Below are 15,689 nucleotides of genomic sequence, written 5' to 3'. Positions count from 1 at the left end.
CGCTAGGACCTCACACTGACGTCAGGTGCAAGTCCTGCGCGGGAGGAGACGACGGGATGCGGATCGGCGAGCTCGCGGAGCGGGCGGGCGTCAGCGTCCGCGCCCTCCGCTACTACGAGGAGCAGGGCCTCCTCGCCCCCGAGCGCACCCCCGCCGGCCAGCGCCGCTACGTCGAGGGCGACATCGAGCGGGTGCGCTTCGTGCAGCTCCTCTACGCGGCCGGCCTCACCAGCCGCGGCGCCCACGCCCTCATGCCCTGCTTCGACACCGGCGGCACCGACGACGAGCAGCGCAGCATGCTCGTCCGCGAGCTCGGCCGGATCCGCGCGCAGATCGCCGAGCTCCGCGAGGTCGAGACCCGGCTCGAGCACCTCGTCGAGGTCGCCCACGTCGGGCCCGCCGTCGGCGCGGCCGCGGCGGCACCGGGCACCGCCGCGTGACCGGGGGCTCGAGCGGGCGCCGCGCACCTGTTCGCCCTCCGCGCATCCCGCGACATCTCACCGCGCGCCCAGACCGCACGCAGTAGATTCGATTCCATGACGACCCCCGCCGATGACGTCGCGACGGTCGTCGACGGCATCCCGCTCGCCGGGCTGCCGAAGATCTCGCTCCACGACCACCTCGACGGCGGACTCCGGCCCTCGACCATCGTCGAGCTGGCCGAACGGCAGGGCGTCGAGCTCCCCGCCGCCGACCCCGCCGCGCTCACCGAGTGGTTCGCCCAGCAGACCGCCGCCGGGAAGTCGCTCGTCGAGTACCTCGAGACCTTCCGCGTCACCCTCAGCGTCATGCAGACCCGCGACGGCCTCGTCCGCACCGCACACGATTTCGCCCTGGACCTCGCCGCCGACGGCATCATCTACGGCGAGGTGCGCTGGGCGCCCGAACAGCACCAGCAGGGCGGCCTCAGCCTCGACGAGGCCGTCGAGGCCGTGCAGGAAGGGCTCGACGCGGGAGCCGCGGCCGCCCGCGCTGCCGGGCACGACCTCCGCACCGGCCAGCTCCTCATCGCCATGCGCCAGGCCGACCGCGGGCTCGAGATCGCCGAGCTCGCCATCCGCCACCGCCACGACGGCGTCGTCGGCTACGACATCGCCGGCCCCGAGGCCGGCTACCCCGCCGGCCGCCTCGCCGACGCCTTCGCCGCCCTCGACCGCGCCTTCCTGCCGCGCACGGTGCACGCGGGGGAGGCCGACGGCATCGAGAGCATCCGCGGCGCCCTCCTCGACGGCCGCGCCAACCGGCTCGGCCACGGCGTCCGCCTCGCCGAGGACATCCGCATCGTCGACGCCGACGAGCGGACCACCACCGTCGAGCTCGGCGAGATCGCCCAGTGGGTCAAGGACCGCGAGATCGTCCTCGAGACCAGCCCCACCTCGAACCTCCAGACCGGCGCCTTCGCCCAGTGGGGCGACGACATCCGGCAGCACCCCGTCGACCTCCTCCACCAGCTCGGCTACCGCGTCACCGTCAACACCGACAACCGCCTCATGAGCCGCACCACCCTCACCCGCGAGCTCGGCCTCCTCGCCGACGCCTTCGGCTACGGGCTCGACGACCTCCACGCCCTCCAGGTGAACGCCGCCATCGGCGCCTTCCTCCCCCTTGAAGACCGCGAGGAGCTCATCGCCCGTCTCGACGACGGCTGGGGGGTCGCCCGATGACGCTGCCCGGCCTCGCCGACGACGGCATCCTCCTCGGCGCGCGCGCCCGCGACTGGCGGGAGGCCGTCCGCCTCGCCGGCGCCGGCCTCGAGCGCAGCGGCCTCGCCCGGCGCCAGTACGCCGACGAGATGGTCCGCATGATCGAGGAGCACGGCCCCTACGTCGTCATCTCGCCCGGCCTCGCCCTCGCGCACGCCCGACCCGGCCCCAGCGTCCTCGGCGACGGCCTCTCCGTCGTCGTCCTCGACGAGCCCGTCGCCTTCGGCCACCCCTACAACGACCCGGTGCGGGTCGTCCTCGGCCTCGCCGTCGCCACCCCCGAACGGCACCTGCAGCTCGTCGCCGACATCGCCAACGTCTTCAACGACAGCACCGCCACCCAGCACCTCGCCGAGGCGGCCGACGCGGATGCGGTGCGCGCCATCCTGGGGGCGCCCGCCGCATGAAGATCGTCGCCATCTGCGGGGCCGGCATCGGCACCAGCGGGATCCTCAAGGTCAACGCCGAGCGGGTGCTCGGCCGGCTGGGGATCGAGGCGACCGTCGTCGCCACCGACCTCGACTCCCTCCACGCGGAGGCGGACGACGCGCAGGTGATCCTGACGAGCCCCGAGTTCGTCGAGGCGATCGGGACGACCTACGCGGACGTCATCGTGGTCGAGAACTTCTTCGACACCGACGAGCTCAGCCGCAAGCTCGACGCGGCGCTCGGCTAGGTCTGCCGGGGTATCCCGGCACCGCTTCGCGACGGGCACCCTCGCTCGGCGACGCATCCCGCGGCGCTCCTTCGTCGCGTCGCCCGCCAGGCCCGGCCAGCGTCGCCGAGCGAGGGTGCCCGTCGCTGCGCTCGGGATCCCCTCCGGCCTCCCGAGGAAAGGGGATGCCCAGGGTTGCTCGCGGGTGCGGGGTGCTCGGGGGATCACTCCGCCGTGCGCGCACCGCGGAGTGCCCTGGGTATCCCGAGCCGGGGGCGTGCGGGGTGTGCGCGTGCGGCATGCGGGCTGAGCGCTCGCGACACGGGATGACGTGAGCGCGGCGGCGGCGGGGTCTCCCCGGGCCGCTGGCCGGGCCTGGCGGGCGCCGCGACGGAGGAGCAGCGCGGGATGCGGACCGGGGAGACCCCGCCGCCACCGCGCGCCCCCGCAGACGGACGCGAGCGCTCAGCCCGCGAGGAGCGCGCGGACCCCCGTCTCGAGGGCGGCGACCGTCGACTGGGCGGCGGCGAGGCGCTCCGCGCCCGTGCCCTCCGAGGCCATGGCGTCGAGGTAGACCTTCACCTTCGGCTCCGTCCCGCTCGGGCGCACGATGATGCGCGAGCCGCCCTCGAGTCGGAACCGGAGGAGGTCGCTCGGCGGGAACTGCTGGAACCCGTCCCGGAAGTCCTCGATCGCCTCGACGCGGACGCCGCCGACCTCGGCGGGCGGCGCCTGGCGGATCCGCGCCATGGTGCGCGGGATCTCCTCGAGGTCGGTGACCCGCACCGACACCTGGCCGGAGGCGTAGCCGCCGAAGCGCTCGGCGAACTCCAGGAGCGCATCCGCGATGGTGCGGCCGTCGGCGTGGAGCTCGGCGGCGAGGTCGAGGACGGCGACGGCGGCCGAGATCCCGTCCTTGTCGCGCACCTTCTCGGGGTCGACGAGGTATCCCAGCGCCTCTTCGTAGCCGTAGCGGAGGCCGCCGGCGCGGGAGATCCACTTGAAGCCGGTGAGGGTCTCCACGTAGTCGAGGCCGTGCGCCCGGGCGACGCTCTCGAGGGCGGGGGAGGAGACGAGCGAGCAGGCGAGGGTGCCGTCGATGCCGGCGGCGTCGGCGGCGCGGGCGGCGCGCCAGCCGAGGAGCCAGCCGAGCTGGTTGCCGCTGAGCCGCTGCCAGCCGTCCTCCGCGTCCGCCGCATCCGTGGGGATGCCGACGGCGAGGCGGTCGGCGTCGGGGTCGTTGGCGAGCGCCAGGTCGGCGCCGAGCTCGCGGGCGAGCGCGAAGACCCGGTCCATCGCGCCGGGCTCCTCGGGGTTGGGGAAGTCGACGGTGGGGAAGGCGCCGTCGGGGTCGCGCTGCGACGCCACCGGGGTGACGTGCTCGAAGCCGGCGGCGCGGAAGGCGGCGCTCGCGGTCTCCCATCCGACGCCGTGCATGGCCGTGTAGGCGACGGTCAGCGGGGCGGTGTGCGTCGCGAGCGCGGCGGTCTCGCGGATGTAGCCCTCGACGACGGCCTCGGGCGCGGTCTCGATGTCGTCGGAGCGCGGCAGCTCGCGGATGTCGCCGGCGGCGACGGCGGCGATGTGCGCCGCGATCTCGCCGTCGACGGGCGGGACGATCTGGGAGCCGTGGTCGAGGCCGCCGAGGTACACCTTGTAGCCGTTGTCGCGCGGCGGGTTGTGGCTGGCGGTGACCATGACGCCGGCGCTCGCGTCGAGGGCGCGGACGGCGTAGGCGAGCACGGGGGTGGGGAGGAGGCGGGGGAGGAGGATGGCGCGGATGCCGGCGCCGGCCATGATCCGGGCGGTGTCGTGTGCGAAGACGTCGGAGTTGCGGCGACCGTCCCAGCCGATGACGATGCTGGGGCTCGTGCCCTGCTCGGCCCGCTCGAGGAGGTGGGCGGCGAGGCCGCCGGCGGCCTGGGTGACGAGCACCCGGTTCATGCGGGTGGGGCCGGCGCCGAGCTCCCCGCGGAGGCCGGCGGTGCCGAAGGCGAGGCGCTCGGCGAAGCGGGCCTCGAGTGCCGCGGCCGCCTCCGCATCCCCCCGGTCCGCCCCGGCGAGGAGCTGCTCGAGCTCGGCACGGGTCTCGGGGTCGGGGTCCTGCGCCAGCCAGCTGCGGGCGGTGTCCGCGGTGCCGCTCACAGGGCCGCCACGACGCGCGCGAGGAGGTCGCTGATGACGGGTTCGGCGTCCTTGCCCGCCTGCAGCACCTCCTGGTGGCTGAGCGGCTCGGGCGAGATCCCGGCCGCGAGGTTGGTGATGAGCGAGAAGCCGAGGACCTCCATGCCGGCCTGGCGGGCGGCGATCGCCTCGAGCGCGGTCGACATCCCGACGATGTGGCCGCCCATGGCCTTCGCCATCTGCACCTCGGCGGGCGTCTCGTAGTGGGGTCCGCGGAACTGCACGTAGACGCCCTCGTCGAGCTCGGCGCTGACGCCGCGGGCGAGCTCGCGGAGCCGGGCCGAGTAGAGGTCGGTGAGGTCGATGAAGGTGGCGCCCTCGAGCGGGGAGGCGGCCGTGAGGTTGAGGTGGTCGCTGATGAGCACGGGGGTGCCGGGGGTCCAGTGGTCCTTGATCCCGCCGGCGCCGTTGGTGAGGACCATGATCTCGGCGCCCGCGGCGGCGGCGGTGCGCACCGAGTGGACGACGCGGCGCACGCCGTGGTCCTCGTAGAAGTGGGTTCGCGCGCCGATGACGAGCGCGTGGCGGCCGTCGGCGAGGCGGATGCTGCGGAGCGAGCCGACGTGCCCGACGACCGCGGGGGCGCTGAAGCCGGGGATCTCGGTCGCGGGGATGTCAGCGACGGTCTCGCCGAGGAGGTCGGCGGCTTTCGCCCAGCCGCTGCCGAGCGTGAGGGCCACGTCGTGCGTCTCGATGCCGCTCAGCTCGCGGAGCCGGGAGGCCGCGAGGGCCGCGATCTCGAACGGATCCGCCGCACGGTCGTCGAGGGGGTTCTGCTGCGTCGTCGCCATCCCTGAAGCCTATGCCGCCGCGGTCCGCGAAACCCTGCCGGACCTGGAAGAATCGTGGTCATGACCTTCACCTTCGAGCGCAGCCAGCGGATCGCGGTCCTGGGCGGCGGTCCGGGCGGCTACGAGGCGGCGCTCGCGGGCGCCCAGCTCGGCGCGGAGGTGACGCTCGTGGAGCGCATCGGCGTCGGCGGCTCGGCCGTCCTCACCGACGTCGTCCCCTCGAAGACCCTCATCGCGACGGCGGAGGCCTCGAACGCGATCGGCGAGGCCGGCGATCTGGGCGTCCAATTCTTCACGCGCACCGAGTCGGGCCGGGCCTCGCGCCCGAGCGTCACCGTGAACCTGGAGGCGGTGAACCGCCGCCTCCTCATGCTCGCCCGCCAGCAGTCGGAGGACATGAAGTCGCAGCTCATCAAGGCGGGCGTGCGGATCGTGCAGGGCGACGGCCGACTGGACGGCCCGAACCGGCTGGTCGTCTCGACCGGCAAGGGGAAGGCGCGCACCGACTTCGACGAGATCGACGCGGACACGCTGGTCGTGTCGGTGGGGGCCAGCCCCCGCATCCTGCCGTCCGCGAAGCCGGACGGCGAGCGCATCCTCACCTGGACCCAGCTCTACATGCTCGACGAGGTGCCCGAGCACATCATCGTCGTCGGCTCGGGCGTGACCGGTGCCGAGTTCGCCTCCGCCTACCGCGCGCTGGGCGCCGAGGTCACGCTCGTCTCGAGCCGAGACCAGGTCCTCCCCGGCGAGGACGCGGATGCGGCCCGCGTCATCGAGAACGTCTTCAAGCGCAACGGCCTCCAGGTGCTGTCGAAGAGCCGTGCCGAGAAGGTGGAGCGCGACGGCGACGAGGTCGTGGTGACGCTCTCCGACGGTCGCGAGGTCCGCGGCTCCCACTGCCTCATGGCGGTCGGCTCCATCCCGAACACCGCCGGCATCGGGCTCGAGGAGGCGGGGGTCCAGCTCGCCGAGTCGGGCCACATCCGCGTCAACCGCGTGGCGCGCACCTCGGTCCCGTCGATCTACGCGGCGGGCGACTGCAGCGACCTGCTGCCCCTCGCCTCCGTCGCCTCCATGCAGGGGCGCACCGCCGTGTACCACGCGATGGGGGATGCGGTGTCGCCGACCGAGCTCCGCAACGTGACCTCGAACATCTTCACGCAGCCCGAGATCGCGACGGTCGGCTGGTCGCAGAAGCAGATCGAGGAGGGCATCGCGCAGGGCGACATCTACAAGCTGCCGCTCGCCTCGAACCCGCGCGCGAAGATGATGGGCATCAAGGACGGCTTCGTGAAGCTGTTCGCCCGCACCGGCTCCGGCACGGTGATCGGCGGCGTCGTCGTCGCGCCGAAGGCCTCGGAGCTCGTGCTGCCGATCGCGCTCGCGGTCGAGCACCGCCTGACGGTGGACCAGCTCGCCCGCGCCTTCAGCGTGTACCCCTCGCTGTCGGGCAGCATCACGGATGCCGCTCGGGCGATGCACATCGTGGGCTGAGAGGATCGTCTCCCGTGGGAGAAGACCTGATCCGGGAGCTCGACGGCCTCGTCGGCATCGCGGCGCGCGTGATCGACGCGCTGGGGGAGCTCGGGGTCGCCGTCCTCACCTTCGTCGAGACGGTGTTCCCGCCGATCCCCAGCGAGGTCGTGCTCCCGCTCGCGGGATTCCTCGCCGCGCTCGGCGCGATGGATCTCGCGCTCGTCCTCGTCGCCGCGACCGCGGGCGCCTATCTCGGCGCGCTCGTCCTCTACGGCCTCGGGCGCGGGCTCGGGCACGAGCGCTCGGTGCGGCTGCTCTCGAAGCTGCCGCTCGTCGACCGGGAGGACTTCGAGAAGAGCTCCGCGTGGTTCCGGCGCCACGGGCGCAAGTCGGTGTTCTTCGGGCGCCTGGTGCCCGGCATCCGCTCGCTCGTGTCGCTGCCGGCGGGGGCGGAGCGCATGCCGCTGTGGTCGTTCAGCCTCTTCACGATCCTCGGCTCGGGGCTCTGGAACGGCCTCCTCGTCGGGCTCGGCTTCGCGCTGGGCCCGCACTACGAGCTCATCGATCGGTACTCGGGGTATCTCGACTACGTCGTCTACGCGGCGATCCTCGGCGTCCTCGCCTGGCTGATCGTCCGCCGCGTCCGCCGCCGCCGCGCCGCCGCCCCCGCCGAGTAACCCTGGCCTCCCCGTGGGGTGAGTTTTTCCGCGTTCGCCGTGCGGATCCTCGCGGCGAGTGCGGAGAAACTCACATCTGGCGGGGGCGGGGGCCGTCCTCCACAGGCGGCGGACGGCGGCGGCTGTCCCCAGGGACCCGCTCGCGTGGTCGTCGGTCCGGCCCCGTCGGACAGCATGGCCCGATGGACGGACTCCCGCTCGACCACATCCTCCTCACCCGCGAGGATCTCGCCCGTCGCGACCGCGCCGCGATGTCGAGGGATGCCGCAGCCGGCAGGATCGTGCGGGTCGCGGTCGGCGCCTACCTCGACGCCGACACCTGGTCCTCGCTCGATTCCGACGGACGCTTCCGATGTCGGATCGCGGCCGAGGTGGCGCGTCGCCCCGACGACCAGCCGGTCACCCACCTCTCGGCTGCGGCGATGTGGCGGCTGCCCATCATCGGCCCCTGGCCGGATCGGGTCGAGACGACGATCCCGAACGACAGCTCGGCGCGATCTCGGACGGGGCTCATCCGGCACCGCGGCTCCCCGGTGCGACACGGCCAGCGGATCGACGGCATCCGGGCGAGCGGGCTCGCTCGGACCATCGTGGATGTCGCCGCGACGCGTCCGCTCGACGTGTCGCTCGCGATGGCGGACGCCGCGCTCGCGGGGCGAACGGCGACCGGACGCTCGGTCGATCTCGCCGACCTCGAGCGGGCACGCGATGAGGCCGGGCATGTCCGCGGGGCGAGCCGGATCGACAGGATGCTCGAACTGGCCGACGGGCGCGCCGAGTCACCCGGGGAGTCGCTGAGCCGGTGCCGCATCCGCTCCCTCGGCTTCCCGGCCCCCGTGCTCCAGCAGGAGTTCCACGACGCGCAGGGGCTGATCGGGGCGGTCGACTTCTGGTGGCCCGAGGTGGGCCTCGTCGGCGAGTTCGACGGCGTCGCGAAGTACGTCCGCCACGAGCTCACCGGCGGTCGGAGCGTCGCCGAGGTCGTGCTCGCGGAGAAGCGTCGAGAATCCCGGCTGCGCGCGCTGGTCGACGACATCGTCCGCTGGGAGTGGGCGGACGCGAGGTCCCCGCGAGCGCTCGACGGCATCCTCCGCTCGGGCGGCCTCCGCCCGACTCGGGCCCGCGCGAGGTGAGTTTCTCCGCGTTCGCCGCGCGGATCCTCGCGGCGAACGCGGAGAAACCACCTCGTGAGGCGGGCGCAGCGGGCGGGCGCAGCGGCGCGCGGGCGGGCGCGCGCTCAGCCGACGATCGTGAGGAGCTGCGTGCCCGAGGAGACGGTCGCGCCGAGCTCCGCCGTGATCGCGCCGACCGTGCCGTCCTTGTGGGCGGCGATCGGCTGCTCCATCTTCATCGCCTCCAGGACGAGCACGAGGTCGCCCTTGACGACCTGATCGCCCTCCGCGACCGCGACCTTGACGATCGTCGCCTGCATGGGCGCCTTGACGGCATCCCCCGAGGCGCCGACCGCGCCCGAGCCGCCGCCGGAGCGCCGCTTCGGGGCGGGCGCCGCGGAGACGCTGCCGCCCGAGGAGGGCAGGAGCTGCGTCGGCAGGGAGACGGCGACGCGCTTGCCGTCGACCTCCACCACGACCTCGTGCCGGCGCTCGGCGGGCGCCGGGTCGTCGAGCTGGCCGCCCCAGGGCTCGAGGTCGTTGTCGAACTCGGTCTCGATCCAGCGGGTGTAGACGCCGAAGACGCCGTCCGGCGCCGTGAAGGCCGGGTCGCGCACGATCTTCCGGTGGAATGGGAGGACGGTCGGGAGGCCGGCGACCTCGAACTCGTCGAGGGCGCGGCGGGCGCGCTCGAGTGCGTCCTCGCGGTCGGAGCCGGTGACGATGAGCTTCGCGAGCAGCGAGTCGAAGGCGCCCGAGATGACATCGCCCGTGGTGACGCCCGAGTCGACGCGAACGCCGGGCCCGCCGGGGAAGCGGAGCACCTGCACGGGGCCCGGCATGGGCAGGAAGCCGCGGCCCGGGTCCTCGCCGTTGATGCGGAACTCGATCGAGTGCCCGTGGACCTCGGGGTCGCCGTAGCCGAGCTCCTCGCCCTCCGCGAGGCGGAACTGCTCGCGGACCAGGTCGATGCCGGTGACCTCCTCGGAGACCGGGTGCTCGACCTGGAGGCGGGTGTTCACCTCGAGGAAGGAGACCGTGCCGTCCTTGCCGATGAGGAACTCGCAGGTGCCGGCGCCGAGGTAGCCGACCTCCTTGAGGATCGCCTTCGAGGAGGTGGAGAGGAGCTCGCGCTGCTCGTCGGTGATGTATGGCGCGGGCGCCTCCTCGACGAGCTTCTGGTGGCGGCGCTGCAGCGAGCAGTCGCGGGTCGAGATGACGACGACGTTGCCGTGCGCGTCCGCGAGGCACTGGGTCTCGACGTGTCGCGGCTCGTCGAGGTACTTCTCGACGAAGCACTCGCCGCGGCCGAAGGCGGCGACGGCCTCGCGGGTGGCGGACTCGAAGAGCTCCGGCACCTCCTCGCGGGTGCGGGCGACCTTGAGACCGCGGCCGCCGCCGCCGAAGGCCGCCTTGATGGCGACGGGCAGGCCGACCTCGTCGGCGAAGGCGAGGACCTCGGAGGCGTCCGCGACCGGGTTGAGCGTGCCGGGTGCGAGCGGGGCGCCGACCTTCTCGGCCACGTGGCGGGCGGACACCTTGTCGCCGAGGCGCTCGATGGCCTCCGGCGACGGCCCGATCCAGGTGATCCCGGCGCCGATGACGGCGCGCGCGAACTCGGCGTTCTCGGCCAGGAAGCCGTAGCCGGGGTGGATCGCGTCGGCGCCGGAGCGGCGGGCGATCGAGAGGAGCTTGTCGATGACGAGGTACGTCTGGGCGCTCGTCGTGCCGTCGAGGGCATAGGCCTCGTCCGCGAGCTTGACGTGACGGGCGTCGCGATCCTGGTCGGAGTAGACCGCGACGGAGCCGAGGCCCGCATCCCGTGCAGCCCGGATGACCCGGACGGCGATCTCTCCACGATTCGCGACGAGGACCTTCGTGATGCGCGCCATAGTCATCCAGCCTAGGCGCACCGGGAGACCCCCCGGTTGTCGCACTCCGACAAAACGGGGGGATGCGGCTCGGCGGAAACCGACAGAGGCGGTCGCGCAGGCGGTCGGCCGGCCGCGCGGCTCAGCGCCCCGACCAGAACTCCGGCCAGGCGACGCCGAGCTCGCCCGCGAGCTGCCGCAGCAGCGGCAGGCTCAGCCCGACGACCGTCGAGGGTGCGCCCTCGATGCGGCTGATGAAGGGGCCGCCGAGGCTGTCGATCGTGAAGGCGCCCGCGACGAGGAGGGGCTCGCCGGTCGCGATGTACGCCTCGATCTCGGCCTCCGCGAGGTCCTCGGCGAAGCTCACGGTCGCCGCATCCGCTCGGCCTGCGGCGCCGACGACCTCGCCGTCCCGCACCCGGATCAGCCAGTGGCCGGAATGCAGGACGCCCGTGCGCCCGCGCTGCCGCATCCACCGCTCGCGCGCGACCGCGGGAAGGTGCGGCTTGCCGTGGATCGCGCCGTCGAGCTCGAAGGCGGAGTCGCCGCCGAGCACCAGGCCGTCGAGCGGGCGGCCGTCGAGGCGCGCGCCGAGCACGGCCTCCGCCTTCGCGCGGGCGAGCAGCTGCACCATCTCGGCCGCGGCGAGCGGCGCGCCGCGCTCGGCCTCCGCCTCCCGCACCGCCGCCGCCTCGTCGACGCCGGGGGAGACGAGCGCGGGCTCGATCCCGGCGGAGCGGAGGAGCGCGAGCCGGGCGGGGGAGGTCGAGGCGAGGATGAGGCGCACGGCGCGATCCTATGCTCGGTGTCATGGGTGAGATGCAGGGCCGCGAGGTCGAGCTCGAGATCGGCAACATGGCGCACGGCGGGGTCGCGGTCGCGCGGCACGAGGGGCGCGTGATCTTCGTGCCCGACGTGATCCCCGGCGAGCGGGTGCTCGCCCGGATCGTCGACGACCGCAAGAAGTCGTTCTGGCGCGCGGAGGCGCTCCGGGTCGTCGAGGCGAGCCCGCACCGCCGCGAGCACGTCTGGGCGGAGGCCGCCGTCGAGCGCGAGCCCGGCCGCCGTGCGGGCGGCGCCGACTACGGGCACATCGAGATCGGCCACCAGCGCGAGCTCAAGGCGGCGGTCCTCCGCGACGCCCTCCAGCGCTTCGGGGGCCTCGAGCGCGACATCGAGGTGGAGGCGCTCGCCGGCCCCGCGGACGGCACGGGATGGCGGACCCGCGTCCGCCTCCAGGTCTCCGACAACGGCACGGTCGGCCCGTATGCGGCCCGCAGCCACCGCGTCATCCACGTCCGCGACCTCCCGCTCGCGGTCGAGGCGCTCCGCGAGGTCGCCCCGCTCGACGAGGCGTTCCCCGGCGAGCAGACCGTCGACGTGCTCGCGCCGAGCCAGGGGGGCGCGCGTCTCGTGATCGGCCGGCAGAGCCCGAGCCTCGTCGTCGAGACGGTCGGCGAGCGCGAGTTCCGCGTCGACGACACCGGCTTCTGGCAGGTGCACCGCGAGGCGCCGGCCGCCCTCACCGCCGCCGTGCAGGAGGCGATCGACCCGGAGCGCTTCGACCCGAAGGCCGCGAACCTCGACCTCTACGGCGGCGTCGGCCTGCTCGCCGCCGCGGTCGGCGACCGCTTCGGCCCAGGGGTCCGCATCACGAGCGTCGAGAGCTCGGAGCGCGCCACCGAGCACGCCGCCGAGAACCTCGCCGACTGGCTCGGCGCGCAGGCGATCACCTCGAAGGTCGAGCACCACGTGCGCGGCCTGCGGGAGGCCTCCCCGACGGAGCGCGCCCGCCTCGCCGCCGCGACCGTCGTCCTCGACCCGCCGCGCTCGGGCGCCGGGCGCGAGGTGCTCGAGGGTCTCGCCGCCGTGTCGCCCGCCCAGCTCGTCTACGTCGCCTGCGACCCGGTCGCCCTGGGACGCGACGTCGGCATCCTCCGCGAGCTCGGCTACGAGCCGGGCGCCGTCCGCGCGCTCGACCTCTTCCCCTCGACACATCACGTCGAGGCCGTGGCGACCTTCACCCGGGCCTGAGCCCGGCGCTAGGATCGCAGCACCGGCGGGATCGCCGGGACGACCACGAGGGGGCCGGGATGGCGGACACCATCGCAGACAGGGCGGCCGTCGAGAGCGAGACGGGCTTCCAGACGCCTGCGCGCCCGATCCGGGTCGGCATCGTCGACGACCACGAGTCGGTCCGGCTCGGCCTCAAGGCCGCGTTCGCGGACGAGGGCGCGGATGTCATGATGGCCGCCTCCGACGTCGGCTCGCTCATCGAGGGGCTCGCCGGCCGCGAGGTCGACGTCGTCGTCCTCGACCTGTCGCTCGGCGACGGCTCCAGCGTCACCGACAACGTGAAGCGGGTGCAGGCGCTCGGCGCCGCCGTCCTCATCCACTCGATCGCCGACCGCGTCGCGCTCGTCCGCGAGGCGCTCGCCGCCGGGGCCGCCGGCGTCATCCCGAAGGCCTCCGCGACGAGCACCGTGCTCGCCGCCGCCGCGACGGTCGCGCGAGGCGAGGTGCTCAACAACCTCGAGTGGGCGACCGCGATCGACGCCGACCGCGACTTCGCGAAAGCGCAGCTCGGCCGTCGCGAGCGCGAGATCCTCCACCTGTACGCCTCCGGCCTCCCGCTCAAGCTCGCCGCCGAGCAGCTCGGGATCGGCTACTCGACCGCCCGCGAGTACCTCGACCGGATCCGGGTGAAGTACGTGGAGGTCGGCCGCCCCGCCCCGACGAAGGTGGACCTGCTGCGCCGTGCGGTCGAGGACGGCATCCTGCCGGGCCTCGACCCCGACGCGCCCGATGGCCGGTAGCGACCGGGCGACCCTCGAGCTCCCGCGGGAGCGGGTGGTCCCGAACCCGCTGAGCCTCACCCGCGTCGACTCCGCGATCGCGCGCTCCGCCGCCGGCTTCGGCGTCGCGTTCTTCGCCCAGTCGGTGCCGCTCATGGTCGAGCAGCTGCCGAACCTGCACCCGGCCTGGTCCATCGTCCTCGTCGCGGCGCTCGTCGCGAGCCTCGTGTTCGCGATCGCGGCGAGCGTCGTCGGCCGGCTCGTGCGGATCGCGCAGGGCGCCTTCGCGATCGTCTACGTCGCCGCGCTCATCTCCTGGCCGTTCGCGGTCCTCGACCTCGGCTCGGCGCCGGCCACCAGCTTCTGGCTCTACTTCCTCCTCACCATCGCGACCGCGACCGCGACGATCGCCTTCGACGTCCGCATCGCCACCCTGTACGTCATCGCCGTGCCCGCCATCTACGCCGTGATCCGCATCACCCCCGAGGGCGGCGGCGTCTCGCCGACGCAGGCGACCCTCGACTCCGTCTACTCGATCATCCTCGGCGGGGTCATCACCATCATCGTCACCATGCTCCGCACGGCGGCCTCCGCCGTCGACCGCGCGCAGCAGACCGCGCTCACCCGCTACTCGCACGCGGTGCGCCAGCACGCCATCGAGGCGGAGCGCGTCCAGGTCGACGCCATCGTCCACGACAGCGTCCTCACCACGCTCCTCTCGGCGGCCCGCGCCCTCACGCCCGACGCGAAGCAGCTCGCCGCGACCATGGCGGGGAACGCGATCGGCCACCTCCGCGACGCCTCCGGCTCCGCTCCCGACTCGGATGCCGTGGTCGGCGTCGGCGTCGTCGCGAGCCGCATCGGGGATGCGGCCTCCACGATGTCGCAGCCGTTCGAGGTCCGCACGAGCGGGGTCGGGCAGGGGTCCGTGCCGATCGCCGTCGCCGAGGCGGTCTACTCGGCGGCCGTGCAGGCCATGGTGAACAGCCTCCAGCATGCGGGGTCCGGGGTCCGCCGCTGGGCGGCGGTGCGCGGCGAGGACGGCGGGATCGTCGTCGAGATCGGCGACGAGGGCCGCGGCTTCGACCCCGAGGAGGTGCCGACGGAGCGCCTCGGCGTCCGCGTCTCCATCCTCGAGCGCGTCGCGAGCGCGGGCGGCGAGGCCACCCTCGACTCGGCGCCCGGCGAGGGCACCCGCGTGACGCTCGCCTGGCCGGCGCCCGCCGCCGCGGCCCCGGGGGAGGGGGCGTCATGAGGATCGGCGTCCCGCGGTACATCGTCGTCGGCCTCGCGGCCCTGTTCTCGAGCTACCACATCGTGCTTGCCGTGTACTCGCTGCAGTTCGGCTACGCCGACCGGCCCGGGCCGGTCATCGCCGCGATCGTCCTCTACGCGGCGGCGACCGTCGTCGCGCTCCTCCCCGTCGGCGGCAGCCGGATGCCCGTCTGGATGGCCGGCTTCGCCGTCGCCGCCACGCTCGCGCTCCCGCTCCTCGTCTCCTCCGTGCTCGACCCGCAGCGCTTCGGCGGCAACGGCTACGCCACCTGGTACGTCGCCGCGGTCGGCACCCTCCTCACGATCGTCGCCACGCGCGGCCGCGCCGGCTTCGCCTGGACCGGGATCGCGTTCCTCGGCGTCCAGACGATCCTCTGGGGCGGACCCGCCGCGCTGGGCCCGCTCGGCGTCATCGGCTCGGCATCCTGGGTCGGCGTCTCGCACATCATCACGAACGCGCTCTCGAAGGCGCTCCGCGACTCGCGCCGCTTCGCCGTCGCCGAGCGGGAGGCCACCGAATGGCAGGCCGCGCAGGAGGCGCACCTCAACGAGCGGCAGTTCCGCCTCGGCCAGACGAGCATCATGGCGCTGCCGATGCTGCAGCGCATCCGCCAGTCCGCCGGCGAGCTCACCGCGGCGGAGCGCGCCGAATGCCTCCACCTCGAGGGGGCGATCCGCGACGAGATCCGCGGCCGCAAGCTCCTCGATGACGGGGTGCGGCGCCAGGTGATGCTCGCGCGGCGGCGCGGCACCATCGTCACCCTCCTCGACGAGGGCGGCATCGACGACCTGGAGGAGGTCGAGCTGGCGCGCGTGCTCGAGCAGCTCGCCGAGGCGCTGCGCACCAGCCGGGCCGACAAGCTCATCGCGCGGACCGTGCCGGAGGGCTCCGATGTCGCGGTCACCGTGGTCGGGCTGCGCAGCGGCGACGAGCGCGCGGCGATGCTCGGGCAGGAGGAGGGGGAGGACGAGGTCGAGCTGTGGCTCGAGATCCCTCGTCAGGTCCTCTAGTTCTGCCGGGGTGGGTTCGCCCGCTGCGCGACGCCCGTCCCCGCGGCGCCGCATCCCGCGGTGCTCCTGCGTCGCGCCGCCCGCCAGGCCCGAGCCAGCGCCGCCGCGGGGACGGGCGTCGCTTCGCTCGCCCAGA

General features: G+C 74.1%; 15 protein-coding genes. 11 read left to right on the top strand and 4 right to left on the bottom strand.

Features of this window, described 5'->3' with window-relative positions; genetic code table 11:
• Window positions 1–56: 56 nt before the first annotated feature.
• From OF852_RS07650 to OF852_RS07635, 4 genes are all read left to right on the top strand, one after another.
• Entirely contained in the window at window positions 57–440 is a 384-nt protein-coding gene (locus tag OF852_RS07650) for a MerR family transcriptional regulator (RefSeq protein WP_271118584.1), read from the top strand.
• A 96-nt stretch (window positions 441–536) separates the two neighbouring features.
• Window positions 537–1,664: an adenosine deaminase gene (locus tag OF852_RS07645; protein WP_271118583.1), complete on the top strand. Its 1,128-nt coding sequence runs from the start codon at window positions 537–539 to the stop codon at window positions 1,662–1,664.
• On the top strand, window positions 1,661–2,110 hold the full coding sequence (locus tag OF852_RS07640; protein WP_271118582.1) for a PTS sugar transporter subunit IIA: 450 nt from the start codon (window positions 1,661–1,663) through the stop codon (window positions 2,108–2,110). Before OF852_RS07645 ends, OF852_RS07640 begins: the two co-directional genes overlap by 4 nt.
• Entirely contained in the window at window positions 2,107–2,379 is a 273-nt protein-coding gene (locus tag OF852_RS07635; protein ID WP_271118581.1) for a PTS sugar transporter subunit IIB, read from the top strand. The genes OF852_RS07640 and OF852_RS07635 overlap by 4 nt, the downstream gene beginning before the upstream one ends.
• A 444-nt stretch (window positions 2,380–2,823) precedes the next feature.
• On the opposite strand, the gene OF852_RS07630 is transcribed toward OF852_RS07635, so the two are convergent.
• Together OF852_RS07630 and OF852_RS07625 are read right to left on the bottom strand one after the other, a co-directional pair.
• Window positions 2,824–4,503, bottom strand: a complete 1,680-nt coding sequence (locus OF852_RS07630; protein ID WP_271118580.1) for a phospho-sugar mutase — start codon at window positions 4,501–4,503, stop codon at window positions 2,824–2,826.
• Window positions 4,500–5,333, bottom strand: coding sequence for a purine-nucleoside phosphorylase (locus tag OF852_RS07625; protein ID WP_271118579.1), 834 nt, complete (start codon window positions 5,331–5,333; stop codon window positions 4,500–4,502). The genes OF852_RS07630 and OF852_RS07625 overlap by 4 nt, the downstream gene beginning before the upstream one ends.
• Window positions 5,334–5,393: 60 nt before the next feature.
• Between OF852_RS07625 and OF852_RS07620 the strand changes: the two genes are divergently transcribed.
• The 3 genes from OF852_RS07620 to OF852_RS07610 all read left to right on the top strand — a co-directional run bounded on the left by OF852_RS07620 (window position 5,394) and on the right by OF852_RS07610 (window position 8,622).
• The gene (locus OF852_RS07620; RefSeq protein ID WP_271118578.1) at window positions 5,394–6,830 is read left to right on the top strand and encodes an NAD(P)H-quinone dehydrogenase; all 1,437 of its coding nucleotides are present in this window, start codon (window positions 5,394–5,396) and stop codon (window positions 6,828–6,830) included.
• Window positions 6,831–6,844: 14 nt separating this feature from the next.
• Window positions 6,845–7,489, top strand: a complete 645-nt coding sequence (locus tag OF852_RS07615; RefSeq protein ID WP_271118577.1) for a DedA family protein — start codon at window positions 6,845–6,847, stop codon at window positions 7,487–7,489.
• Between the two features lie 182 nt (window positions 7,490–7,671).
• The gene (locus tag OF852_RS07610) at window positions 7,672–8,622 is read left to right on the top strand and encodes a hypothetical protein (RefSeq protein ID WP_271118576.1); all 951 of its coding nucleotides are present in this window, start codon (window positions 7,672–7,674) and stop codon (window positions 8,620–8,622) included.
• Window positions 8,623–8,726: 104 nt separating this feature from the next.
• Here the strand turns inward: OF852_RS07610 and OF852_RS07605 are convergent, their stop codons facing one another.
• Window positions 8,727–10,493, bottom strand: coding sequence for an acetyl/propionyl/methylcrotonyl-CoA carboxylase subunit alpha (locus OF852_RS07605; protein WP_271118575.1), 1,767 nt, complete (start codon window positions 10,491–10,493; stop codon window positions 8,727–8,729).
• A gap of 121 nt (window positions 10,494–10,614) precedes the next feature.
• On the bottom strand, window positions 10,615–11,259 hold the full coding sequence (locus tag OF852_RS07600; RefSeq protein ID WP_271118574.1) for a Maf family protein: 645 nt from the start codon (window positions 11,257–11,259) through the stop codon (window positions 10,615–10,617).
• A 23-nt stretch (window positions 11,260–11,282) separates the two neighbouring features.
• Between OF852_RS07600 and OF852_RS07595 the strand changes: the two genes are divergently transcribed.
• Genes OF852_RS07595 through OF852_RS07580 form a run of 4 tightly spaced genes read left to right on the top strand, consistent with a single transcriptional unit; the run spans window position 11,283 to window position 15,553 of the window.
• Window positions 11,283–12,506, top strand: coding sequence for a class I SAM-dependent RNA methyltransferase (locus OF852_RS07595; protein WP_271118573.1), 1,224 nt, complete (start codon window positions 11,283–11,285; stop codon window positions 12,504–12,506).
• 59 nt (window positions 12,507–12,565) lie between these two features.
• Window positions 12,566–13,288, top strand: a complete 723-nt coding sequence (locus OF852_RS07590) for a response regulator transcription factor (protein ID WP_271118572.1) — start codon at window positions 12,566–12,568, stop codon at window positions 13,286–13,288.
• Window positions 13,278–14,522: a sensor histidine kinase gene (locus OF852_RS07585; protein ID WP_271118571.1), complete on the top strand. Its 1,245-nt coding sequence runs from the start codon at window positions 13,278–13,280 to the stop codon at window positions 14,520–14,522. Before OF852_RS07590 ends, OF852_RS07585 begins: the two co-directional genes overlap by 11 nt.
• Window positions 14,519–15,553, top strand: coding sequence for a hypothetical protein (locus tag OF852_RS07580; protein WP_271118570.1), 1,035 nt, complete (start codon window positions 14,519–14,521; stop codon window positions 15,551–15,553). The genes OF852_RS07585 and OF852_RS07580 overlap by 4 nt, the downstream gene beginning before the upstream one ends.
• Window positions 15,554–15,689: the final 136 nt, after the last annotated feature.

Origin of the sequence: Homoserinibacter sp. YIM 151385 (assembly GCF_027912415.1) — a bacterium.
GTDB lineage: Bacteria > Actinomycetota > Actinomycetes > Actinomycetales > Microbacteriaceae > Schumannella.
This window is presented reverse-complemented; position numbering and strand designations above follow the sequence as displayed.